The 20355-nt window shown below is 71.9% G+C and carries 23 protein-coding genes and 1 tRNA gene; 15 read left to right on the top strand and 9 right to left on the bottom strand.

Annotated elements, in window-relative coordinates; all coding sequences use genetic code 11:
* The first annotated feature begins 411 nt into the window (after positions 1 to 411).
* The 6 genes from ACFY7E_RS06005 (at position 412) to ACFY7E_RS05980 (ending at position 4887) form a co-directional block, all read left to right on the top strand.
* Complete coding sequence (locus tag ACFY7E_RS06005) at positions 412 to 834, top strand: DUF3052 domain-containing protein (RefSeq protein ID WP_030210767.1); 423 nt, start codon at positions 412 to 414, stop codon at positions 832 to 834.
* A gap of 190 nt (positions 835 to 1024) precedes the next feature.
* The gene (locus tag ACFY7E_RS06000; protein WP_389481276.1) at positions 1025 to 1483 is read left to right on the top strand and encodes a peroxiredoxin; all 459 of its coding nucleotides are present in this window, start codon (positions 1025 to 1027) and stop codon (positions 1481 to 1483) included.
* 160 nt (positions 1484 to 1643) lie between these two features.
* On the top strand, positions 1644 to 2219 hold the full coding sequence (locus ACFY7E_RS05995; RefSeq protein WP_053647320.1) for a TerD family protein: 576 nt from the start codon (positions 1644 to 1646) through the stop codon (positions 2217 to 2219).
* An 85-nt stretch (positions 2220 to 2304) separates the two neighbouring features.
* Positions 2305 to 2880 (top strand): TerD family protein, encoded by a 576-nt coding sequence (locus ACFY7E_RS05990; protein ID WP_062756017.1) that lies wholly within the window; start codon positions 2305 to 2307, stop codon positions 2878 to 2880.
* Positions 2881 to 2909: 29 nt separating this feature from the next.
* On the top strand, positions 2910 to 4049 hold the full coding sequence (locus tag ACFY7E_RS05985; RefSeq protein WP_389481274.1) for a DUF475 domain-containing protein: 1140 nt from the start codon (positions 2910 to 2912) through the stop codon (positions 4047 to 4049).
* A gap of 100 nt (positions 4050 to 4149) precedes the next feature.
* On the top strand, positions 4150 to 4887 hold the full coding sequence (locus ACFY7E_RS05980; protein WP_389481272.1) for a Tellurium resistance: 738 nt from the start codon (positions 4150 to 4152) through the stop codon (positions 4885 to 4887).
* Between the two features lie 30 nt (positions 4888 to 4917).
* On the opposite strand, the gene ACFY7E_RS05975 is transcribed toward ACFY7E_RS05980, so the two are convergent.
* Entirely contained in the window at positions 4918 to 5793 is an 876-nt protein-coding gene (locus ACFY7E_RS05975) for a TerD family protein (RefSeq protein ID WP_389481270.1), read from the bottom strand.
* A 187-nt stretch (positions 5794 to 5980) separates the two neighbouring features.
* On the opposite strand from ACFY7E_RS05975, the gene ACFY7E_RS05970 reads away from it, so the two are divergent.
* The 3 genes from ACFY7E_RS05970 to ACFY7E_RS05960 all read left to right on the top strand — a co-directional run bounded on the left by ACFY7E_RS05970 (position 5981) and on the right by ACFY7E_RS05960 (position 10587).
* Positions 5981 to 7144, top strand: a complete 1164-nt coding sequence (locus ACFY7E_RS05970) for an HpcH/HpaI aldolase/citrate lyase family protein (RefSeq protein WP_389481268.1) — start codon at positions 5981 to 5983, stop codon at positions 7142 to 7144.
* An 18-nt stretch (positions 7145 to 7162) separates the two neighbouring features.
* Positions 7163 to 9655 (top strand): phosphoribosyltransferase, encoded by a 2493-nt coding sequence (locus tag ACFY7E_RS05965; protein WP_389481266.1) that lies wholly within the window; start codon positions 7163 to 7165, stop codon positions 9653 to 9655.
* A gap of 134 nt (positions 9656 to 9789) precedes the next feature.
* Positions 9790 to 10587: an HAD family hydrolase gene (locus ACFY7E_RS05960; RefSeq protein ID WP_389482186.1), complete on the top strand. Its 798-nt coding sequence runs from the start codon at positions 9790 to 9792 to the stop codon at positions 10585 to 10587.
* A 17-nt stretch (positions 10588 to 10604) separates the two neighbouring features.
* Here the strand turns inward: ACFY7E_RS05960 and ACFY7E_RS05955 are convergent, their stop codons facing one another.
* From ACFY7E_RS05955 to ACFY7E_RS05945, 3 genes are all read right to left on the bottom strand, one after another.
* Complete coding sequence (locus tag ACFY7E_RS05955; RefSeq protein WP_389481264.1) at positions 10605 to 10817, bottom strand: zinc ribbon domain-containing protein; 213 nt, start codon at positions 10815 to 10817, stop codon at positions 10605 to 10607.
* Positions 10818 to 10866: 49 nt separating this feature from the next.
* Positions 10867 to 12228, bottom strand: a complete 1362-nt coding sequence (locus ACFY7E_RS05950; protein WP_389481262.1) for a hypothetical protein — start codon at positions 12226 to 12228, stop codon at positions 10867 to 10869.
* A gap of 78 nt (positions 12229 to 12306) precedes the next feature.
* Positions 12307 to 12969 carry a DUF4097 family beta strand repeat-containing protein gene (locus ACFY7E_RS05945; RefSeq protein ID WP_389481259.1) on the bottom strand — a complete coding sequence of 221 codons (663 nt, stop codon included), beginning with the start codon at positions 12967 to 12969 and terminating at the stop codon, positions 12307 to 12309.
* 270 nt (positions 12970 to 13239) lie between these two features.
* Between ACFY7E_RS05945 and ACFY7E_RS05940 the strand changes: the two genes are divergently transcribed.
* Positions 13240 to 13314: transfer RNA gene (locus tag ACFY7E_RS05940), tRNA-Val, on the top strand.
* A gap of 457 nt (positions 13315 to 13771) precedes the next feature.
* Entirely contained in the window at positions 13772 to 14230 is a 459-nt protein-coding gene (locus ACFY7E_RS05935; protein ID WP_389481256.1) for a hypothetical protein, read from the top strand.
* Between the two features lie 29 nt (positions 14231 to 14259).
* Here ACFY7E_RS05935 and ACFY7E_RS05930 read toward each other — a convergent pair whose 3' ends face one another.
* On the bottom strand, positions 14260 to 14667 hold the full coding sequence (locus tag ACFY7E_RS05930; RefSeq protein WP_389481253.1) for a hypothetical protein: 408 nt from the start codon (positions 14665 to 14667) through the stop codon (positions 14260 to 14262).
* A 265-nt stretch (positions 14668 to 14932) separates the two neighbouring features.
* On the opposite strand from ACFY7E_RS05930, the gene ACFY7E_RS05925 reads away from it, so the two are divergent.
* Complete coding sequence (locus ACFY7E_RS05925; RefSeq protein ID WP_389481251.1) at positions 14933 to 15538, top strand: DUF4231 domain-containing protein; 606 nt, start codon at positions 14933 to 14935, stop codon at positions 15536 to 15538.
* 89 nt (positions 15539 to 15627) lie between these two features.
* On the opposite strand, the gene ACFY7E_RS05920 is transcribed toward ACFY7E_RS05925, so the two are convergent.
* Complete coding sequence (locus ACFY7E_RS05920) at positions 15628 to 16077, bottom strand: lamin tail domain-containing protein (protein ID WP_389481249.1); 450 nt, start codon at positions 16075 to 16077, stop codon at positions 15628 to 15630.
* A gap of 138 nt (positions 16078 to 16215) precedes the next feature.
* On the opposite strand from ACFY7E_RS05920, the gene ACFY7E_RS05915 reads away from it, so the two are divergent.
* Positions 16216 to 17028 carry an MBL fold metallo-hydrolase gene (locus ACFY7E_RS05915; protein ID WP_389481247.1) on the top strand — a complete coding sequence of 271 codons (813 nt, stop codon included), beginning with the start codon at positions 16216 to 16218 and terminating at the stop codon, positions 17026 to 17028.
* A 131-nt stretch (positions 17029 to 17159) separates the two neighbouring features.
* On the opposite strand, the gene ACFY7E_RS05910 is transcribed toward ACFY7E_RS05915, so the two are convergent.
* Complete coding sequence (locus tag ACFY7E_RS05910) at positions 17160 to 17918, bottom strand: GntR family transcriptional regulator (RefSeq protein ID WP_389481245.1); 759 nt, start codon at positions 17916 to 17918, stop codon at positions 17160 to 17162.
* A 188-nt stretch (positions 17919 to 18106) separates the two neighbouring features.
* On the opposite strand from ACFY7E_RS05910, the gene ACFY7E_RS05905 reads away from it, so the two are divergent.
* Complete coding sequence (locus tag ACFY7E_RS05905) at positions 18107 to 18340, top strand: hypothetical protein (protein ID WP_383445418.1); 234 nt, start codon at positions 18107 to 18109, stop codon at positions 18338 to 18340.
* Between the two features lie 54 nt (positions 18341 to 18394).
* Positions 18395 to 18634, top strand: coding sequence for a DUF2277 domain-containing protein (locus ACFY7E_RS05900; RefSeq protein ID WP_389481242.1), 240 nt, complete (start codon positions 18395 to 18397; stop codon positions 18632 to 18634).
* Between the two features lie 98 nt (positions 18635 to 18732).
* Here the strand turns inward: ACFY7E_RS05900 and ACFY7E_RS05895 are convergent, their stop codons facing one another.
* Entirely contained in the window at positions 18733 to 19368 is a 636-nt protein-coding gene (locus tag ACFY7E_RS05895) for a DedA family protein (protein ID WP_389481240.1), read from the bottom strand.
* Positions 19369 to 19753: 385 nt separating this feature from the next.
* On the bottom strand, positions 19754 to 20233 hold the full coding sequence (locus tag ACFY7E_RS05890; RefSeq protein ID WP_389482184.1) for a DoxX family protein: 480 nt from the start codon (positions 20231 to 20233) through the stop codon (positions 19754 to 19756).
* Positions 20234 to 20355 lie beyond the last annotated feature (122 nt).

The following is a 20355-nucleotide window of genomic DNA, read 5'->3' as shown; positions in this document are numbered from 1 at the left end:
TCCTTCGCTGTTCGGGGTGGTCACGGGGCCACGGGGTGGTCGGGATGTCCATCGTGTACCCCGCCGACACCAGACGTCATCTTTACCGAGGGGTAACCCTCGGGGGCGTCCTCCAGGGGCCCGGGTGCGGTCAAATCGCAACCTTACGCCCAAGCCGCGCATGCGTTTCGTCCGGGCGTTCGGCAGACTGAGGAGTCGGAAGTCCTCGAAAGCGGAGGAATCGCACGCACCTGATCACGGAGGGGGTCCGACCATGCCGGAAGTTGCGGCGAGACGGCCCCAAACGTCACCGTTTCGGCGGTCTCCGGGGCCGGGTACTTGCGCGATCCGCCCCGGCACGTGTGGACTACGGCCAGCGCCGCGCGCACACGCGTGGCCCACAGCATTTTCCGAATGAGCAGGAGGCAAGCCGTGAGCGCGACCGCGGACCACGCGGAGGAGCGGACCAACCCGGCATCCAGGCTGGGGTTCGAGCCCGGACAGGTGGTCCAGGAGATCGGCTACGACGACGACGTCGACCAGGATCTCCGTGAAGGCATCGAGTCCATCATCGGGGCCGACCTCGTGGACGAGGACTACGACGACGTCGCCGACGGCGTCGTCCTGTGGTTCCGCGACGAGGACGGCGATCTCACCGACGCCCTGGTGGACGCCATCAGTCTTCTGGAGGACGGCGGCGTGATCTGGCTGCTGACGCCGAAGACCGGCCGCGACGGCTACATCGAGCCGAGCGACATCAACGATGCCGCGCAGACCGCTGGTCTCTCCCAGACCAAGAGCATCGTCGTCGCCAAGGACTGGGCGGGCACCCGCCTGGCGACCCCGAAGCGCTGATCACCCACGCACGACGAGCCCCCGCCGGACCCGGTCCGGCGGGGGTCTTCGCGTACGGGCCCGGGCGCGGGTCCTCACCCACGCGCAGGGGCTTCCCGTACGGGCGTAGGGTGGGGTTCACCGTTTCGGCCCAGGGCCCGGGTTCCGTCGGCCCGGCGCCGCGGGCCCCGTCGAGAGGGACGCGCACGCGATGGCGATCGAGGTCGGCACCGAGGCCCCGGATTTCGAACTCAAGGACAACCACGGGCGCACCGTGCGGCTCACCGACTTCCGCGGCGGGAAGAACGTCCTGCTGTTCTTCTACCCCTTCGCCTTCACCGGCGTCTGCACCGGCGAGCTGCGCGAGCTCCGCGCCCACCTCCCGGCGTTCGTCAACGACGACACCCAGCTCCTCGCCGTCTCCGCCGACTCCGTCCCCACCCTGCGCGTCTTCGGCGACCAGGAGGACCTGGAGTTCCCGCTGCTCTCCGACTTCTGGCCGCACGGCGAGGTCTCCCGCGCCTACGGCGTCTTCGACGAGGACAAGGGCTGCGCGGTGCGCGGCACCTTCGTCGTCGACAAGGCGGGAACCGTCCGCTGGAGCGTCGTCAACGCCCTCCCTGACGCCCGCGACACCGCCGCCTACGTCGAGGCGCTGGCAGCCCTCTGAGCGGCCCGGCGGGGTTCCGGAAGGGCTCGGGGTCCGACACCCGCGGATTCACCGGGCGAATCGACTGTTTCGACCGGGAACCCGTCACTAGGATCCAGACGTTGATCCGATGCCAACGCACGACTGGGGGCGCTGCCCCTGGAAACCTATGGAGGGACTCGTGGGAGTCAGCCTCAGCAAGGGCGGCAACGTCTCGCTGACCAAGGAGGCCCCTGGCCTCACCGCCGTGACCGTCGGTCTGGGCTGGGACGTCCGCACCACCACCGGTACGGACTTCGACCTCGACGCCAGCGCCATCCTGGTGAGCGAGGAGGGCAAGGTCCGCAACGACCAGGACTTCGTCTTCTTCAACAACCTGAAGAGCGCCGACGGCTCCGTCGAGCACACCGGTGACAACCTCACCGGTGAGGGCGAGGGCGACGACGAGCAGGTCAAGGTCGACCTGGCGGGCGTGCCGGCCGACGTGGCCAAGATCGTCTTCCCGGTCTCGATCTACGACGCCGAGAACCGCCAGCAGTCCTTCGGTCAGGTGCGCAACGCGTTCATCCGCGTCGTGAACCAGGCCGGCGGCGCGGAGATCGCCCGGTACGACCTCTCCGAGGACGCCTCGACCGAGACCGCGATGGTCTTCGGCGAGCTGTACCGTCACGGCGCGGAGTGGAAGTTCCGCGCCGTCGGCCAGGGCTACGCCTCGGGCCTGCGCGGCATCGCGCAGGACTTCGGCGTCAACGTCTGAGCCGAACCCGCACGAACCGTCCGGCGCCGCACGCGGAAGTGCGGCGCCGGACGTGCCTCATCATCCACCGGGGAGGAAAAGAACCATGGGCGTCACGCTCGCCAAGGGAGGCAACGTCTCCCTCTCCAAGGCCGCACCCAACCTCACCCAGGTCCTCGTCGGGCTCGGCTGGGACGCGCGCTCCACCACGGGAGCCCCCTTCGACCTCGACGCCAGCGCCCTGCTCTGCCAGGCCGGCCGGGTGCTCGGGGACGAGTACTTCGTCTTCTACAACCAGCTCCGCAGCCCCGAGGGCTCCGTCGAGCACACGGGTGACAACCTCACCGGTGAGGGTGACGGGGACGACGAGTCCCTCATCGTGGACCTCACCAAGGTGCCGGCCCACTGCGACAAGATCGTCTTCCCGGTCTCGATCCACGACGCCGACAACCGCGGCCAGAGCTTCGGCCAGGTCAGCAACGCCTTCATCCGTGTCGTCAACCAGATGGACGGTCAGGAGCTCGCCCGCTACGACCTCTCCGAGGACGCCTCGACCGAAACGGCGATGATCTTCGGCGAGCTCTACCGCTACAACGGCGAATGGAAGTTCAGGGCGGTGGGCCAGGGGTACGCGTCCGGGCTGCGGGGCATCGCTCTAGACTTCGGGGTCAACGTTTCGTAAAGCCATGTAATTTCACGATGGGGTAGACAGTGGTTCTGAAAACCTTCGGCTGGTCGTTCGCCATCACGGCGATCGGCCTGGCCTTCGCCGCTTGGCAGTGGGGGTGGGAGGCGTTCGGGGTCGTTCTGATCCTGTCGATCCTCGAGATCTCGCTGTCCTTCGACAACGCGGTCGTCAACGCCGGAATCCTGAAGAAGATGAACGCCTTCTGGCAGAAGATCTTCCTCACGGTCGGCATCCTGATCGCGGTCTTCGGCATGCGGCTGGTCTTCCCCGTCGCGATCGTCGCCATCAGCGCCAAGGTCGGCCCGATCGAGGCGGTCCAGCTGGCCCTGGACGAGCCCGAGCGGTACGAGGCGCTGGTCACGGACGCCCACCCGGCGATCGCCGCCTTCGGCGGCATGTTCCTCCTGATGATCTTCCTCGACTTCATCTTCGAGGACCGCGACATCAAGTGGCTCGCCTGGCTGGAGCGCCCGCTGGCCAAGCTCGGCAAGGTCGACATGCTGTCGGTCTGCGTCGCCCTCATCGCCCTGCTCGTCACGGCGATGACCTTCGCGACGCACGCGCACACCAGCGTCGGCCACGTGGACAAGTCCGCGACCGTACTCCTCTCCGGTGTCGCGGGTCTGATCACCTACCTCGTCGTCGGCGGCCTCTCCGGCTTCTTCGAGAACAAGCTGGAGGAAGAGGAGGAGCGCGAGCACGAGGAGGAGGAGAAGGCCAGGGCCGAGGGCAAGCCCGTCTCGGCGGTCGGCCTCGCCGGCAAGGCCGCGTTCTTCCTGTTCCTGTACCTGGAAGTCCTCGACGCCTCGTTCTCCTTCGACGGCGTCATCGGCGCCTTCGCCATCACCAACCACATCTTCTGGATGGCGCTCGGCCTCGGCATCGGCGCCATGTACGTCCGTTCGCTCACGGTCTACCTGGTCCGTGAGGGCACCCTGGACGACTACGTCTACCTGGAGCACGGCGCCCACTACGCGATCGGCGCGCTCGCCGTCATCCTGCTCGTCACCATCCAGCACGAGATCAGCGAACTCATCACCGGTTCCATCGGCGTGATCCTGATCGCCCTGTCCTTCTGGTCGTCAGTCCGCCGCAACAAGGCGATCGCGGCGGCCGGGGGCGGTTCCCCCGGAGACAAGACAGAGGTGACCCCGAGGGTGTGACACCCCCGGCGACGAGGAACGCTTCACTGCGGGGCGGCCGGAGCACCCGGCCGCCCCGCGGGCATGTGCGGACGCAGACGAGTGGTGGGGGTGGGGCGGCATGGCCTTCTGGGACAACCTGTTCGCGGGGAGGGCGGCCCAGTTCGACTCGGGCAACGCCGTGTCGAACGCGATCGACCTGACGAAACGGCGCCCGTCCGTCTCGCTCAGCAAACAGGGGGCCGCCACCGGCAACCTCCGGGTGAACCTCTCCTGGCGGATGCGGACCTCCGACATCGAGGGCCGCTCCCGCCGGAGCGGCCGGCTGCTGCGCAACCCCTCCCAGCTCTTCAGGCCCGAGGTCGTCCAGGCCCACACCCAGGGCATGGTCAACGTCGACCTCGACCTGGGCTGCCTCTACGAGCTCGCCGACGGCTCCAAGGGCGTGGTGCAGCCGCTGGGCAACTTCTTCGGCGACCTGAACACCGCCCCGTACGTGAAGCTGAGCGGGGACGACCGCTTCGGCGGCTCCTCCGGTGAGACGATCTTCGTCAACCTGGACCAGCGCGACGCGATCAAGCGGCTGCTGTTCTTCGTCTACATCTACGACCAGACGCCTGCCTTCGACCGCACCCACGCCAAGGTCACGCTCTACCCGAGCAACGGCCCCCGGATCGAGATCGAACTCGACGAGCGCGCCCCGCAGGCCCGCTCCTGCGCGGTCTTCTCCCTGGAGAACGTCAAGGGCGACCTGACGGTCCGGCGCGAGGTGCGGTTCGTGTACGGCTTCCAGGCGGAGCTGGACCGGCTGTACGGCTGGGGCCTCCAGTGGGGCCGCGGCTACAAGACCAAGACCTGAAGGGCGGGCGCGGTGCCCGTCCGGAGGACGTCAGGACCTGACGAACTGGGGACCCATCGGCGGCATCCGGAAGTCCGGGGACGGGTTCTGCTCGGCAGCGCCCACCGGCTGCGGATAGCCGTACGCGGGGGCCGGGACGTTCACCGGCTCCTGGGGGTAGCCGTAGGAGGGCGCCCGGTCCGGCCGGGGCGGCACCGCGGGCCGCGACGGTACGGGAGGGTGGACGACGGTCATGTCGAGGTCGGGGGAGCCGGCGGCGGGTGTTCCGTGGGCCGGGGAGCCGGTCGGGGCGCCGTCCGGGGCGCGCACGGCCTCCGGGGCCCCGGGAAGCCCGTCCCGGCTCTCCTGGACGTCTTCCTGGGCGTCCTCGTCGACCGAGATGCCGAAGTCGGTGGCGAGGCCCACGAGACCCGTCGGATAGCCCTGTCCCACCGCGCGGAACTTCCAGCCGTCCCCGCGCCGGTACAGCTCGCCGCAGATGACGGCCGTCTCCTCGCCGGTCTCCGCCGTCACCTCGAACAGGGCCAGCGGCTCGCGCCCGGGGCCCGTGGCGTCGTACAGCAGGATCCGCAGGTCGGAGACGGAGCGGAAGGTGCCGCCGTCGGAGGAGGCCGCGACCACCACCCGGTCGACCGAGGCGTCCAGACCGCCGAGGTCGGCCTCGACGGTGTCCGTCAGGCCCGAGGCGTCCCGCTTCTTCGGCAGCCGCCGCACGAGCCCCGAGGGGTGGCGCGGCTGGTTGTAGAAGACGAAGTCCTCGTCGGACCGCACGCGCCCGGAGGGCCCGAGCAGCAGGGCCGAGGCGTCCACGTCGGGGACCCCGGGGCCCGGGGTCCAGCGGAGCACGGCCCGTACGGCCGCGGTGTCGAGAGGGACGTTGGAGCCCTTCAGCATCGCGTGCGTCATGACCGCAATCCTGCCCTCCCGGCCGACCCCCGGACAACGCGGGGGCGGTACCGAGACCGGGACGAGACCGACGGACGCGGAGGGGTTACCCGGATTTCATACGCTGGGGGAGCCGGGGACACCCGCATCTACGTACTATTACCGGCCACGTGTCGCCAGGACACGGCACGGCAGACGGGACATTCATATGCGTCATTTCGGGCACATCCCGTCCGTGAAGCGGGCCGGGCTGTTCCACCGGGAACCCGCCGAGTTCACGGCGGCGTCGCCCGCGCGCACGCTCGCCACGGCCCTGGGCGCCACGCTCTACAGTCCGGCCACCCGGCCGCGGCTCGCCGCCGCCGTGCGCAAACAGGCCGCCCGCGGCGTGGTCTCCATGGTGCTCTGCCTGGAGGACTCCATCAGCGACGCCGACGTCGAGGCCGGCGAGGACAACCTCGTCCGGGAGTTCGCGGAGCTCGCCGCCGACGGGACGGACACACCCCTGCTCTTCATCCGCGTCCGGGAGCCCGCCCAGATCACCGCCCTCGTCGACCGCCTGGGCGAAACGATTCACCTGCTGTCCGGATTCGTACTGCCCAAATTCACCGAGAACCGCGGCCACGCCTTCCTCGAAGCGCTCGTCGAGGCCGAGCGGACGAGCGGCAGGCGCCTCTTCGCCATGCCCGTCCTGGAGTCCCCCGAACTCCTCCACCTGGAGACCCGGGGCGAGACCCTCGCCGGCATCGCCTCGATCACCGAGAAGTACCGCGACCACGTCCTCGCCCTGCGCCTCGGCGTCACCGACTTCTGCTCCGCCTACGGCCTCCGCCGCTCGCCCGAGATGACCGCGTACGACATCAAGGTCGTCGCCCACGTCATCTCCGACGTCGTCAACGTCCTCGGCCGCGCCGACGGCACCGGCTTCACCATCACCGGACCCGTCTGGGAGTACTTCCGGCCCGGCGAGCGCATGTTCAAGCCCCAGCTGCGCCGCAGCCCCTTCCTGGAGGGCAGCGCCGAGGACCTGCGCACCGCCCTCATCGAGCACGACCTCGACGGCCTGCTGCGCGAGATCGAACTCGACCGCGCCAACGGCCTGCTCGGCAAGACCTGCATCCACCCCACCCACGTGCTGCCGGTGCACGCGCTCTCCGTGGTCAGCCACGAGGAGTGGACCGACGCCCAGGACATCCTGCGGCCCGAGCGGGGCGGCGGCGGGGTGCTCCGCTCCGCGTACACGAACAAGATGAACGAAGTGAAGCCGCACCGCGCGTGGGCCGAACGCATCCTGCTGCGCGCCGAGGTCTTCGGCGTCGCCAAGGAGGACGTCGGCTTCGTGGAGCTGCTCACCGCCGGACTGTCCGGCTGACGAAGGGACGTCGACGACGTGGTGTGGACCGGAACGTGGGTCGCGGAGCGACTGGGCGTCGAACTGATCGGCGACGAGGAGCTGCCGGCCCTGTTGGGGCTCGCACTGCGCCGCAACCCCAAGCGCGCGCACCTGCTCGTCTCCAGTGTGCTCGGCAAGCACGTGCCCCAGCGCCCCTCGGTGGTGTACGGCGCGGGACTCGACCTCGGCCGGCGCGTCCGGGCGCTCCTAGGCGACGAGGAGGCCGCCCGCGCCGTCGTCCTCGGCTACGCGGAGACCGCCACCGCCCTGGGCCACGCCGTCGCCGACGGCCTCGCCCTCGCCCCGTACCTCCACTCCACCCGCCGCCCGGTGGCCGGCGTCGCCCGCGCGGGCGGCTTCGAGGAGTCCCACTCCCACGCCACCTCGCACCTGCTGCTCCCCGAGGACCCGAAGCTCCTGGCGGGCGACGGCCCCCTCGTCCTCGTCGACGACGAGTTCTCCACCGGCAACACCGTCCTCAACACCATCAGGGACCTGCACGAACGCCACCCGCGCGAGCGGTACGTCGTCGTCGCCCTCGTCGACATGCGCTCGGCCGCCGACCACGACCGCCTGGACGCCTTCGCCGGGGAGATCGGCGCCCGCGTCGACCTGATCGCCCGCGCGGCCGGCACCGTACGCCTCCCGGAAGGGGTCCTGGAGAAGGGCCGGGCCCTGGTGGCGGAGCACGAGGCGGTACGGGAACCGGAGGCCGCACCCCCGGCGCCCGCTTTCGTACGGGCCCGCCTCGACTGGCCCCGGGACCTGCCCGACGGCGGGCGGCACGGCTTCACGCCGGAGCACCGGGAGCGCCTGGAGGCCGCCCTTCCGGCCCTCGCGGCCGGAGCGGAGGAGGCCCTGCGGGGCTCTCCCGGCACCGGCCGCGTCCTCGTGCTCGGCTTCGAGGAGCTGATGTACGCGCCGCTGCGCCTCGGCACCGCCCTGGAGGAGGCCGGACACGACGTCCGCTACTCCACCACCACCCGCTCGCCCGTCCTCGCCGTCGACGACCCCGGCTACGCGATCCGCACCCGGCTCGTCTTCCCCGCCCACGACGATCCGGCCGACGGCCCCGGCGAGCGCTACGCCTACAACGTGGCGGGCGCGGGCTTCGACGCCGCCGTCCTCGTCGTCGACTCCGCCGCCGACACCCCGGCCCTGCACGCCCCGGACGGCCTCCTGGCCCGGCTCGCGGAACAGGTGCCGCACGTGGTGCTCGCCGTGATCCCCTCGTACGCGCCCGGAACCGCCGGGACCGCGCGCCCCGTCGAGAACGGCGGAGCCGACGAAACATCCGCCACCGCCACCGAAGCCACCGAAGCTCCCGAAGCTCCCGAAAGGAGCTCCATGCTGCCCGAGCCCCTCCGCGGCCCCGCCTTCTCCTCGTACGCACCCGACGAGGTCGGCTGGCTGCTCCAGGACCTCTCGGACGTCGAACTCGAAGCACCCACCGAGGAGCGCGAGGAGGCCATCCAGAGCGGCGGCGCCCACTACGCGGAGTCGCTGCCCGTCGAATACCAGCCCAGCGAGCGCTACCAGGAGTTCTTCCACACCGCCCTGGAGAGCTCCGCCGCCCGGATGGCCCGCGCGGTCGGCACCGTCACCGAGACCGTCCTCGCCGAGCGCGCCGGCACCCCCGTGCTCGTCTCGCTCGCCCGCGCCGGCACCCCCGTCGGCGTCCTCATGCGCCGCTGGGCCCGGGCCCGCCACGGCCTCGAACTGCCGCACTACGCCGTCTCGATCGTGCGCGGCCGGGGCATCGACGCCAACGCGCTGCGCTGGCTCGCCGCCCACCACGACCCCGCCGACGTCGTCTTCGTCGACGGCTGGACCGGCAAGGGCGCCATCACCCGCGAACTCGCCGAGGCGCTCAAGGACTTCGACGGGTTCGACCCGGACATCGCGGTCCTCGCGGACCCCGGCTCCTGCGTCCGCACCTACGGCACGCGCGAGGACTTCCTCATCCCCTCCGCCTGCCTCAACTCCACGGTCTCCGGCCTGATCTCCCGGACCGTGCTCCGCCCCGACCTCGTCGGACCGGACGACTTCCACGGCGCCAAGTTCTACCGCGAGCTGGCCGGCTCCGACGTCTCCGGCGCCTTCCTGGACGCCGTCGCCGCCCGCTTCGACGAGGTCGCCGCGACCGTCGACACCGACGTCAAGGAACTCCTGGCCGCCGACCGCGACCCCACCTGGGAGGGCTGGGCGGCCGTGGAGCGGATCAGCGAGGAGTACGGCATCCACGACGTCAACCTGGTCAAGCCGGGCGTCGGCGAGACCACCCGCGTCCTGCTCCGCCGCGTCCCCTGGAAGATCCTCGCCAAGCGGGGCGCCGACGCCGACCTCGCGCACGTGCGGCTGCTCGCCGAACAGCGCGGCGTACCGGTCGAGGAGGTCGACGACCTCCCGTACAGCTGCGTGGGCCTGATCCACCCCAAGTACACCAGGGGCGCGACGGGCGCCGACGGCAAGGCGGTGGCGTCGCAGTGAACACGACGACGGACACGACCCGGGACCGGGCCGGAACCGCGCCCCAGGACCAGGATCAGAACCAGGACCGGGCCCAGGACCAGGATCAGACTCAAGCCCAGGCCCAGGCCCAGGCCCGGACCGCGCCCCCGGTCCTGGTCGCCAGCGACCTCGACCGCACCCTCATCTACTCGTCCGCGGCCCTCGCTCTCGGCATGCCCGACGCGGACGCGCCCCGGCTGCTCTGCGTCGAGGTCCACGAGTCCAGGCCGCTCTCCTACATGACCGAGGACGCGGCCGCCCTCCTGACGCGACTGGCCGACGAGACCGTCTTCGTGCCCACCACGACGCGGACGCGCAAGCAGTACCAGCGCATCCGGCTCCCCGGCGCCGCGCCGAAGTACGCGATCTGCGCCAACGGCGGGCACATCCTCGTCGACGGCGTCTCCGACGGGGACTGGCACGCCTCCGTCCTCGACCGGCTGGCCGGCGAGTGCGCCCCGCTCGCCGAGGTCCGCGCGTACCTCTCCGCCACCACGGACCAGTCCTGGGTGCGCAAGCACCGGGTCGCCGAGGACCTCTTCACCTACCTGGTCATCGAGCGGGACCTGCTCCCCGAGGGCTGGCTGGAACTCTTCGGCCACTGGGCGGGAGAGCGCGGCTGGACCGTCTCCCTCCAGGGCCGCAAGGTGTACGCGGTGCCGAAGCCGCTCACCAAGAGCGCGGCCGTCCGGGAGCTCGCCCGCCGCACCGGCGCCGCGCTCACCCTGGCGGCCGGGGACTCCCTCCTCGACGCCGACCTGCTGCTCGCCGCGGACCGGGCCTGGCGCCCGGGCCACGGCGAACTGGCCGACAGCGACTGGACCGCCCCCCACCTCGACGTCCTCGCGGAGCGCGGGGTCGCGGCGGGGGAGGAGATCCTGCGCCGCTTCAGGGCGGCAGCGGCGGGCTGAGACCCCTTTCGGGGAGATCAGCCGCAGCAACCCCCACCGCAGCAACCGCCGCCCCCGCCGCCCTGCGCGGGGGCGGCGGCGGCGCTTCCGCCGACGGCCACGGCCGACAGCAGCTTCACGGTGTCGTCGTGCCCGGCGGGGCAGGCGGCCGGGTCGGAGGACTCGGCCATGGGACGGCTGAGCTCGAAGGTGTCTCCGCAGGTGCGGCAGCGGTATTCGTAACGAGGCATGGGGACAGGTTAGAGGCTGCTCCACGGACTGCCCCGTCGGCCGAACCGCTCAATGCCCGGCGCCGCCTCCCCGCTCCTCCCGGATCTGCCCGACGACCCGGGCGGCGGTGGCGCGGACGTCCTCCAGCTCGGTCAGGAAGTGCCAGTAGTTGGGGTGGCGGCCCTCCAGGGAGGCGACGGCCCGGTCGATGCGCGCGACGGCCCGGTCGAGGGGCGCGGCGTGGCGCGGGTCGGGGGTGGTCCGCCCGTCCATGGCGAGCCGCTGGGCGTCCCGTACGGCGAACCGGGCGCGGTCGACCTCGGCGTTCGGGTCCTTCGCGACGGCCTCCAGGCGGCGCAGCCGCTCACCGGCGGCCGAGACGGCCTCGTCGGTCGCGTCGAGGAGGGCGCGGACGGTGGAGAGCAGCGAGGTCGCGTCGGGCCAGCGCTGGTCGGCCCGCGCCTTCCCGGCCTCGGCGAGCCGCTCCCCGGCCTGCCCGAGGCTGGTCGCGGCGTGCTCGGGCACGTGCTGGAGGTCCTGCCAGCAGTCGAGGGAGAACCGCCGCCGCAGCTCGGACAGGACGGGCTCGACGCCTCCGGTACGGGTGGCCAGGGCCTCGGCGCGGGTACGGAGGGAGACGAGGCGCCGGTCGATCTCGGCGGCGCGCTCGGGCAGCCGCTCGGCCTCGGCCCGTACGGCCTCGGCGTCCCGCAGCACCCGGTCGGCCCGCTGGAGGGTCTCGGGGACGCCGTGCCGGCCCGCGCCCTCGTTGAGCCGGGTCAGCTCGGGCCCGAGCCGGGCGAGCCGCAGCGCGAGGTCGTCGGCGCGCAGCCCGCCCTCCCGCACGGCGTCGAGGGCGTCGCTCGCGCCGCGCAGGGCCTGCCGGGCGCGCTCGACGGCGGGCGCGAGCCGGGCGAGCTGGGTCTCGGCGCGCCCGAGGAGCGGGGCGAGCCCGGCCTCGAACCGGTCGAGCTCGCCCTTCACCCGGTCCAGCTCGTCCTTGGCACGGCCGAGTTCGGCGCGGGCCCGGGAGGCGGTGGCGGCGTCCAGCTCGTCGCGGTCGAGGTCGTGGGCGTCGACGGCGGTGATGTACACGTGGCTGACCTCGTCGATGCGGTGCCCGAGCACCTCGAAGCCCTCGACGGCGCGGAGCGCCTCGGGCGAGCCGTCGACGGCGGTGATCGTCTCTATCGAGATGCGCAGCCCGCGCTGGGCGGTGTCGAGCTCGTAGAACGCGGCCGCGGCGGCGTCCTTCGCGGCCTGCGCCTCGGCCCGCTGGCCCTCTCCCCGCCCGCCGAACCAGCGGCGGGTGCCGCCCCCGGCGAAGGCACCGGGCAGCACCGCCCCCACCACCAGCGGCAACAGGAGCGCCAGCCGGAACGCGGAAGGAATCCCGGGCGCCGACGCGCTCCTCGTATCGCTCGCCGCCACGTACTCTCCCCGTGCTGTGTCCGCCGTGCCCGGTCCGGGTCCATTCTCCCACCCGGTAAGGACGAACACACGGGCCGGTCAGTTCACCGTACGGACGGTGACGTCCCCGTTCTCGCTACGGGCCCGCACCCCGTGCCCGCTCCCGTCGTTCCGGGGCACGTCGACCCGCACGTCCCCGTTCCCGCTGCTCCCGTCGACGGCGTACTCGGCCTTCGGCACCTCCACGGTGATGCCGCCGTTGTCGGTGACGACGTCGACCTTCCGGGGTACGGCTCCGAGGGCGAGCCGGACGTCCCCGTTGTCGGTCCGGACGCTCAGGTCGGCCGACGTGGTGCCGGCGTCGACGGTGACGCCCCCGTTGTCGCTGCCGAGGTCGAGCGCCGCGCCGGCCTTCCGCACCCGCACGTCCCCGTTGTCGGTCCGCACCTTCAGGGGCGTGGCGAACCCCTCGGCCGTCACGTCCCCGTTGTCGCTCTCGACGGAGACGGCGACCTTCCGGGGCACCTGGATCCGGTGCACGGCCGCGCAGTTCGAGGCGACCGCGTCGCACTCGACCCGCAGCGTCAGCCGCCCGTCGACCAGCTTCCAGCTCGCCTCGGGCCCGGACCCCATGAACACCCACCCGTCGACCTGCCGCTCGACCCGCACGTCGTCGACGTCGGCGGGCGTGATCACCAACCGCGAGTTGTCGGAGTCGACGACGAGCCCACCCCCGTCGAACGCGAAGCTCTTCCTCTCCACAGCGGCCCCCTCGGCATCGGCGGTCCCACACGCACCGACCCCGAGCAGCCCGACGAGCACCCCACCACAAGCGACCAGCACCCGACCCCGACGACGACCCACGACGACCCACCCCCACGACGACCAAGACGACTCCCCGAACCTAGGCCCCACCCACCCCCACCCACGATCCGGCGACCCACCGTCCCGGGGGTGGGGCTACCCCCCGGCCCACCCCTTATCGGTTTGCGACACCCACCCACGGGCCATGTAGGCTGTTGCCTCTTCCACGGGTGCGTAGCTCAGGGGTAGAGCGCTGCTCTTACAAAGCAGATGTCGGCGGTTCGAAACCGTCCGCGCCCACCAGGACCGAAGGCCCCCCACCGATCACGGTGGGGGGCCTTCGACATTCCCACTCGTGGTCGGGCCGGCGGTCATGGTGAACGGTCGGAGCCGCGATTCTGTTGGAGGGGGAACGGCGGAGGGCGGGGGCTGCTGCGTTCCCGGCTCTTCCGCGCCGGCGACCCTCGTGCTGCCTCACCAGTGCTGAGGAGCGGATGTCGGGGCTTCGAACTCAATTTTTGCTCAGAAGAACGTTCTTTTCTCCCCGATCCCCATGGTCGTGGTTACGGTCTTCGTACGGGGGGGCTGCCTCACTGACCTGGCAGGCGGTCCCGCGATCAGCCTTGACGCGGGGGAAGCGTGTGTTGTACGGAACGGGGAGTCGTCGCTCCCAGGAGCGGGCCCGCGAGGCCGACCCACTCCGGGTGCGGGTGGCGTCGTCCGGGGTGAGTTCGTGACCGGGGTGGGCAGGCCGTCGGCCGTGGTTCTCGCTCTCGTATCCCTTCTGGCGGCCGGCTGTACCGGTGGCGCGGAGCCGCCGGGTGCTCCGGCGGCGGCGGGGAAGTCGGCGGGAGAGCAGGAGCCTCGTGGAGAGAGTGAGGAAAGTCAGGGGAAGCGGGCCAAAACTGCTCTTGAAAGGGGCTTGGCGGACGAGCGGGGGTTCGTGGAATCCGGGCTGGAGCGGGTGCGGGACGGTCTGCACCATCGGTCCTCGCTCGTGAAGGGGGAGGACTACGAGGTTTCCGTGGTGTGTGTGGGGGCCGGGAGCGTGCGGGTCGTCGTCGATGGTGGGGATGCGCAGGTCGTGGCTTGCGACGGGGTCTCCGTGAGGCGGGGTGTGGAGAGCGCCCCGGCGGAATTGCCCGTCGACGTCACCGCGGAAGCCGGAGCCACGGGCATGGTCGCCTGGCAGGTCGTCTCCGTGCCTCCGGCTTCCTGAGCCGGGTCCTTCGGGGGTGTCCGGGGCCGTCAGTAGGCCCGGGCGAAGATACGGGCCTCGTTGTGGAAGGTGATGGTCAGGCCCGTCTGGGAGGCTGCTTCCGGTTGGGTGGACCAGCGTTCGACGGACGCGATCTCCGGGGAGGCGGCCCGGGCCAGGGCGGCGGCGAGCCAGGCCTCGGGGGGGTCGGTCTTCCGGGGCGGCTCGCCGGCGGGGATCGGGGTGCCGGTGGACGGTTCGTCGAGGAAGCCCTCGTGTTTGGCGCCCTCGGGCAGCTGGCCGGTGAACTGCCACCGGCTCTCGGTCGCGCCCACCGTGATGACCACGCCGAAGGGGTGCTTGGTGTCGCCGCTCTCGGCGAGGGTCCGCACGTCGTCCGCGGTCGGGTCGTTCTTCACGATGTCGACGACGAAGTCGCTGAATCGCTGGGGGCGCATATGCGGTCATGTCCTTTCTTGCGGGCTGTCCATCCTAGGGATCATGGGGCGGTCGGTCGGATCCGTGCGTGAAGGGTGCGGATCATGATCCATTCAAGGATTCTTTTGTTCGGGGTGGGTTGTTCGAGGTCGGAACTTGATCGCTTCCGTCTTCTTGCCGCGCGTCGTCGTTTCGCCGGCCCATGGGAGCGGAGGTACCCCGTAACGGGCCCGGAGAACGGGTGGAGAGTTGACGGAGGCCTCGGGCCGCGGATGTACTCCCCGCATGGCTGAGGTGGGGGGCACGCCCGAACAGGGCGCACAGGGCGGCGAGATGACGCCGCAGCGGTACATCGAGACGCGCGTCGAGCAGTACCAGGGGTGGTACGACGCCAAGGCGACCCGCATGAAGGCGATGCACCTGCGGATGCGGACCGTGTCCGTCGTCGGCGGGGCGTTCGTGCCGGTGTTCGTGAACGTGGACCTGGGCTTCGCGCGGGTCACCGCCACGGTCCTGAGCGTGGTCGTCGTCGCCGCCGTGTCGCTGGAGAGCGTCTACCGGTACCGGGAGCAGTGGAAGAACTACCGTTCCACCGAACAACTCCTCGGGCACGAGCGCGTCTACTTCGAGACGAAGGTGGGGCCCTACCGCGGCCTGTCGAAGCGGGAGGCGTTCTCCCTGCTGGTCGCCCGGGTCGAGAAGGCCATCGCCAACGAGAACTCGGCCACCCTGAACGTCATGACGCTCGGCGGCCAGGTCAACTCCGACGTGCAGACGGGAGTTCCCGTCGCCCGCACCGAGAGCGTCCTCGTCGAGAGCGTCCGGGCCGAGAGCGTCCGGGCCGAGAGCGTGAAGGTGGAGAGTGCCCGGAGCGGGGTGGGCGTCGAGTAGGGGGTCGCAGTGGGGTGGGTGGTGAGTGGGAGGGGGCCGGTGTGGGCCCCGGTGGTTCCGGGGCCCACCCCCTCAAGCGGAGCGCTTCGTCAGCACCACTTGTAGTCCACCCGCGTCGAGTTGTACGCGCAGGTGTCGATCCGCGCGCCGTTCGACTTGCGCAGCGTCGCCGTGTCGCGGTCGTTGTTCCAGACGTACGCCCCGCGGTTCTGGTACACGTTCGCGGAGGTGTTCGTGCCGCGGCCCGTGCGCACCGTCACGATCTTGCCCTTGCCCAGGACGAAGTTGCCGAAGGTGTACTTGTGGTTGGCCGCGTCCGTCAGCGTCCAGCCCCGCAGGTTCACCGCCGCGCCGGTCGTGTTGCGTATCTGCACGTACTCGCCGTTGAGGCTGGTGGTGGACCGGTTGTCCGTGCCGGGGCTGTCGTACCAGATCTTGTAGAGGTGGACCGAGCCGGCGGCCTGGGCCTGCGCGGGCAGCAGGAGGACGCCGGAGGCGGCGGCCGCGGTCACGGCCGCGAGCGTGCGTGCACGAAGCATGGATGTCCCTCGATTTCTGCCGGGCCCCCGCCGATGGGGGTCCGGCGAGCACACAGGATACGCACGATCTCCACTCCCTCCGCACAACTTGCGGGAAAGCGGGGGCGGGAGGAGACGAGCCTGTTCTAGGCTCGCCGCATGGTCAGCGACAGCCTGCGCGTCACCGTCCTCGGATCCGCCACCCCGTACCCCCGCCCGGGCAACGCCTGTTCCGGCTACCTCGTCGAGGGCGGCGGCACGCGCGTGTGGGTCGACGCCGGGACCGGCACCCTCGCGGAGCTCCAGCGGTACGCCGAACTCGGCGCGATCGACGCCGTATGGCTCTCCCACCTGCACGCCGACCACAGCGCCGATCTTCTCACCGCCTACTACGCGTTGCTGTACGCCGGACTCGAACTCCCTTTGCCTCTACCGCTCTTCGGTCCGCCCGGCACCGCCGACCGCCTCGCCGGCTTCCTCACCGACGGGTCCGTCCGCAGCCCCGTCGAGAAGGCCTTCGCCGTGGAGGAGCTGTACGACGGGCACGTCACCCGGATCGGCGGGCTCACCCTCCGCTCCCGGGCCGTCGAGCACGGTGGCCCGTCCGCCTTCGCCCTGCGCGTCGAGGACGGCCGGGGGCGCTCGCTCGTGTACTCCGGGGACTGCGAGCCCTGCCCCTCCCTCGCCGAACTCGCCCGCGACTGCGACCTGTTCCTCTGCGAGACCGGCGGGGACGACCCCGGTCACCACTCGGCCGCGCAGGCCGGTCGGGGCGCCGCCGAGGCCCGGGCCCGCCGCCTCGTCCTCACCCACGTGGGGCCGGGTACGGAGCCCGACGAGGCCGTCGCCCGCGCCTCCGTCGAGTACCCCGGGGAGATCGCCCACGCCGACCCCGGGCTGAGGTTCCTCCCCGGAGCGGGGTGTGAGGAGTGGATCGAGGGCCCTGTGCTTCCGGGCCGGGGCAGGATGTAGGGGGGGTAGGGAGTAGGGGGGGCAGGGAAGTAGGGGGGGCAGGGAAGTAGGGGGCTGGGCGTGGGGCCGGGCTCGGACCCGGATCCGGACCCGGGCCTGTGGCACCGGCCGGTGGCTCCCGCGCCAGGTCCTCACGCGTCGAAGTCGTACTCCAGGACGTACGACGACGAGTCCAGCGTCATCTCGTTCAGCTCCACCGCCACCCCCGTCTCCGTGAAGGCCGTGCGGTCGACGAGGACCACCGGTGTCCCCAGCTCCAGGGCCAGTCCCTCCGACTCCTCCGCCGTCGGCATCCGGCAGCGGATCTCCTCCCGGAAGCGCACCGGCCGCCGGCCCAGCTCGGCCAGGCGGGCGTAGGTGCCGCCCGGGCCCGTGTCCCGCTCGGCGATCGGCGTCCCGCGCACCAGCTCGGCCGGGAGGTACGAGACGGAGAGCAGCACCGGCCTGTCGTCCAGGACGAACCGGCGGCTCCGGACGCACACGGGCGCGCCCGGCGGCAGGTGCAGCGCCTCCGCGACCCGGTCGCCGGCCTCCGCCTCGCCCACCTCGATCCGGTCCACCACCAGGTCCCGGTCCTCCACGTCCGCCGACCAGATCGACCGGCCGCTGCCCCAGTGGTCGCCCGCCAGGCGCGGAATGCCCCGGCGGCGCAGCGGACGGAAGACGCGGACGAACACCCCGGCGCCCTTGCGCGCCTCGGCGAGCCCCTCGGTCCGCAGCACGGAGAGGGCCTGCCGGGCTGTCATCCGCGCCACCTCGTAGGTCGCCATGAGGTCGTTCTCGCCGGGGAGCCGGTCGCCCGGCGCGAAGGCACCCGACCGGATCGCGTCTCTCAACTCGTCAGCGATCCGCTGGTACTTGGGTCGTCGAGCGCTGTCCTGGTCAGTCACGGGTGGACCACTCCCTTCATCTGCGGGACACCCTACGGCGCACCCCTCGACGCGGAAGCACACGTGCACCCCGCCTCGACCGGTCGATCCATCCATCGGGGGACATCTCTAGAGATACGTTGACAGGGGCGGGCCGCCGCGCTTCCCTGAGTGTCCCCATGCTTCAGGTTCCGGGACGGAGGGGACGCGTGCAGCCACTGCCCGAGGTCGGTGACCTCGTCCGTGACGCCGCCACCGGGCGGGTCGGTTTCTACGTGGACAGCGCCTCCGGGCGCTTCCGCATCCGCGCCGTCCACGGCGGCACCGAGTGGGAGGCCGAACCCGTCGACGTCCAGCCCGCCACGCCCCTGCACGAGCTGCGGGCCCGCACCGCCGAGATCAACGCCCGGAGCAGACGCGGCCTCGGCGGCGTCGGGGCGTAGGCGCCGCAGGAGCGCGTCGGAGTGGTTGTCAGTGGTGCGCGCCACACTGGAGGCATGTGCCGCAGCATCAAGACGCTCCGCCCGCCCGTGCTCCCCGAGGAGGCGACCGAGGACGACATCCGCGCCGCCGCCCTGCAGTACGTCCGCAAGATCTCCGGCTTCCGCGCCCCCGCCGCCCACAACCGCGAGGTCTTCGAGCGGGCCGTGGACGAGATCGCCGAGGCGACCGCGAGACTCCTCGACGGCCTGGAGGTGCGCGGGTCGCACCCGCACCCCGCGAGGGCGCACTCGTAATCCCGTCGTGCGGGGGCGCGCCCGCGCTCCCGCGAGGGCGTGTCCGTAAGGCGTGGGAACGGGCCCGTGCCGCGCGGGGGCGCGGCCGCGTCCCGCCCTCAGGAAGCGGGCGCCGGAGCCGCGGCCGGACGCCGTATGAGGTACGCGGCGAGGCAGCCCGCCAGGAAGAGTGCGAGGGTCGACACCCCCGCGCTGAACCAGGTCGCGCCCAGCCACCGGCCGCCCAGCCAGCCGAGTCCCACGCTGTACGAGGCCCAGGTCACGCCCGCGAGCGCCGACCACGGCAGGAACTCCTTGCTGCGCCGCTTCGCCGCGCCCGCGCCCAGCGAGACCACGGAGCGGCCCGCCGGTGCGAAGCGCGCGAGCACCACGAGCAGTCCGCCGCCCCGCGCGAGCGCGGTGCCGAGACGTTCCTGCGCCAGTGAGAGGCGCCGTGAGCGTGCTATCGCCCGGTCCAGTCTGGCCCCGCCCCGGCGCGCCAGGCGGTACGCGAGGAAGTCGCCGAGGACCGAGGCCGTGGCCGCGCAGAGGAGCAGCGGGAGGAGCGACGGGACGTCGGGGGAGGCCGCGGTGGCCGTCGCGGCGGTCGCCGCCGTGGCCGCGGTGATCACCAGGAAGCCGCTCGGCAGCACGGGCAGGAAGACGTCGAGCAGGATCGACGTCGCCACCACCGGGTAGATCCACGGACCGGCGGTGAGCGACCGCAGCGAGCCCAGGCTGTCGAGCAGATTCACAGGGGCAGAGCCTACGCGGGGCCGGGGGCCCGCCGCCGGGTGGGTGCTCGACCGGATGCCGGTGCGGGATGCCGGTGCGCGGCCCCCGGTGCGCGGTGCTGCTGTTGTCACTGTTGTCACTGTTGTTCGGTCGTGCGGGAACGTGAAGGGTGTCGTCCGATACGGGGTCGGTACCGGACGCGCGCCGCGTGCGGGAAAAGGCCGGAATCCGTGCTGTGGAAACCGGCCTCTTCCTGTAGGACGCCGAGACTTGTGAGTCTTCTGGCCCTGTACGTCACGTCTCCGGACCGGGGCCGGGCTCGGGCCGCGGCCGGAAAACGGGATACGGGATGCGGGGTACGAGAGGTGGGAGACGGGAGCGGGAGGCGGGGGATCGGGGGCGGGCTCAGGCCGTGATCGGCGTGGCCCGTTCCTCGCGCTTCTCGCTCTTCTCCGCGGTCTTCTTCTCGCGCGCCGTCAGGTCCGCGCCGTTCCGGGCCCCGGCTCCGAAGAGCCGGTCCAGGGCCAGCGCGCCCGGGCCGGTGAAGACGAGCAGCAGGAAGACCCAGCAGAACAGGGCCGAGAGCTCGCCGCCGTTCTGCAGCGGGAAGAGACCCTCGGGCTGGTGGACCTTGAAGTACGCGTACGCCATCGAGCCCGAGGCCAGGAAGGCGGCGCCGCGGGTGCCGAGGCCGAGCAGGACCAGGCCGCCCGCGACGAGCTGGATCACCGCCGCGTACCAGCCGGGCCAGACGCCCGCCCCGACCGTGCCGCCGCCCACGGCCCCGCCGAGGACGCCGAAGAGCGAGGCGGCGCCGTGGCAGGCGAAGAGCAGGCCGGCGACTATGCGGAAGAGGCCGAGCGCGTACGGCTGGGCGTGGTTCAGGCGGGCCGTGAGGCCGACCGCGCCCTCGGCGCCGGCACCGGGGCCGGCGCTCGTTCCGGCGCTCGGGTCGACGCGTGCGCCGGCCGTCTCGCCGCTTCTGCCCGGAGTGGCGGGATCGCTGG

The organism is Streptomyces sp. NPDC012825 (assembly GCF_042900925.1).
Lineage (GTDB): Bacteria > Actinomycetota > Actinomycetes > Streptomycetales > Streptomycetaceae > Streptomyces.
This window is presented reverse-complemented; position numbering and strand designations above follow the sequence as displayed.

Bases quoted from the DNA above. Each gene is read 5' to 3' on its own strand.
- ACFY7E_RS06000 (WP_389481276.1), top strand. From the start codon at position 1,025: ATGGCGATCGAGGTCGGCACCGAGGCCCCGGATTTCGAACTCAAGGAC.
- ACFY7E_RS05990 (WP_062756017.1), top strand. From the start codon at position 2,305: ATGGGCGTCACGCTCGCCAAGGGAGGCAACGTCTCCCTCTCCAAGGCC.
- ACFY7E_RS05980 (WP_389481272.1), top strand. From the start codon at position 4,150: ATGGCCTTCTGGGACAACCTGTTCGCGGGGAGGGCGGCCCAGTTCGAC.
- ACFY7E_RS05975 (WP_389481270.1), bottom strand. From the start codon at position 5,793: ATGACGCACGCGATGCTGAAGGGCTCCAACGTCCCTCTCGACACCGCG.
- ACFY7E_RS05970 (WP_389481268.1), top strand. From the start codon at position 5,981: ATGCGTCATTTCGGGCACATCCCGTCCGTGAAGCGGGCCGGGCTGTTC.
- ACFY7E_RS05955 (WP_389481264.1), bottom strand. From the start codon at position 10,817: ATGCCTCGTTACGAATACCGCTGCCGCACCTGCGGAGACACCTTCGAG.
- ACFY7E_RS05930 (WP_389481253.1), bottom strand. From the start codon at position 14,667: ATGCGCCCCCAGCGATTCAGCGACTTCGTCGTCGACATCGTGAAGAAC.
- ACFY7E_RS05925 (WP_389481251.1), top strand. From the start codon at position 14,933: ATGGCTGAGGTGGGGGGCACGCCCGAACAGGGCGCACAGGGCGGCGAG.
- ACFY7E_RS05920 (WP_389481249.1), bottom strand. From the start codon at position 16,077: ATGCTTCGTGCACGCACGCTCGCGGCCGTGACCGCGGCCGCCGCCTCC.
- ACFY7E_RS05915 (WP_389481247.1), top strand. From the start codon at position 16,216: ATGGTCAGCGACAGCCTGCGCGTCACCGTCCTCGGATCCGCCACCCCG.
- ACFY7E_RS05900 (WP_389481242.1), top strand. From the start codon at position 18,395: ATGTGCCGCAGCATCAAGACGCTCCGCCCGCCCGTGCTCCCCGAGGAG.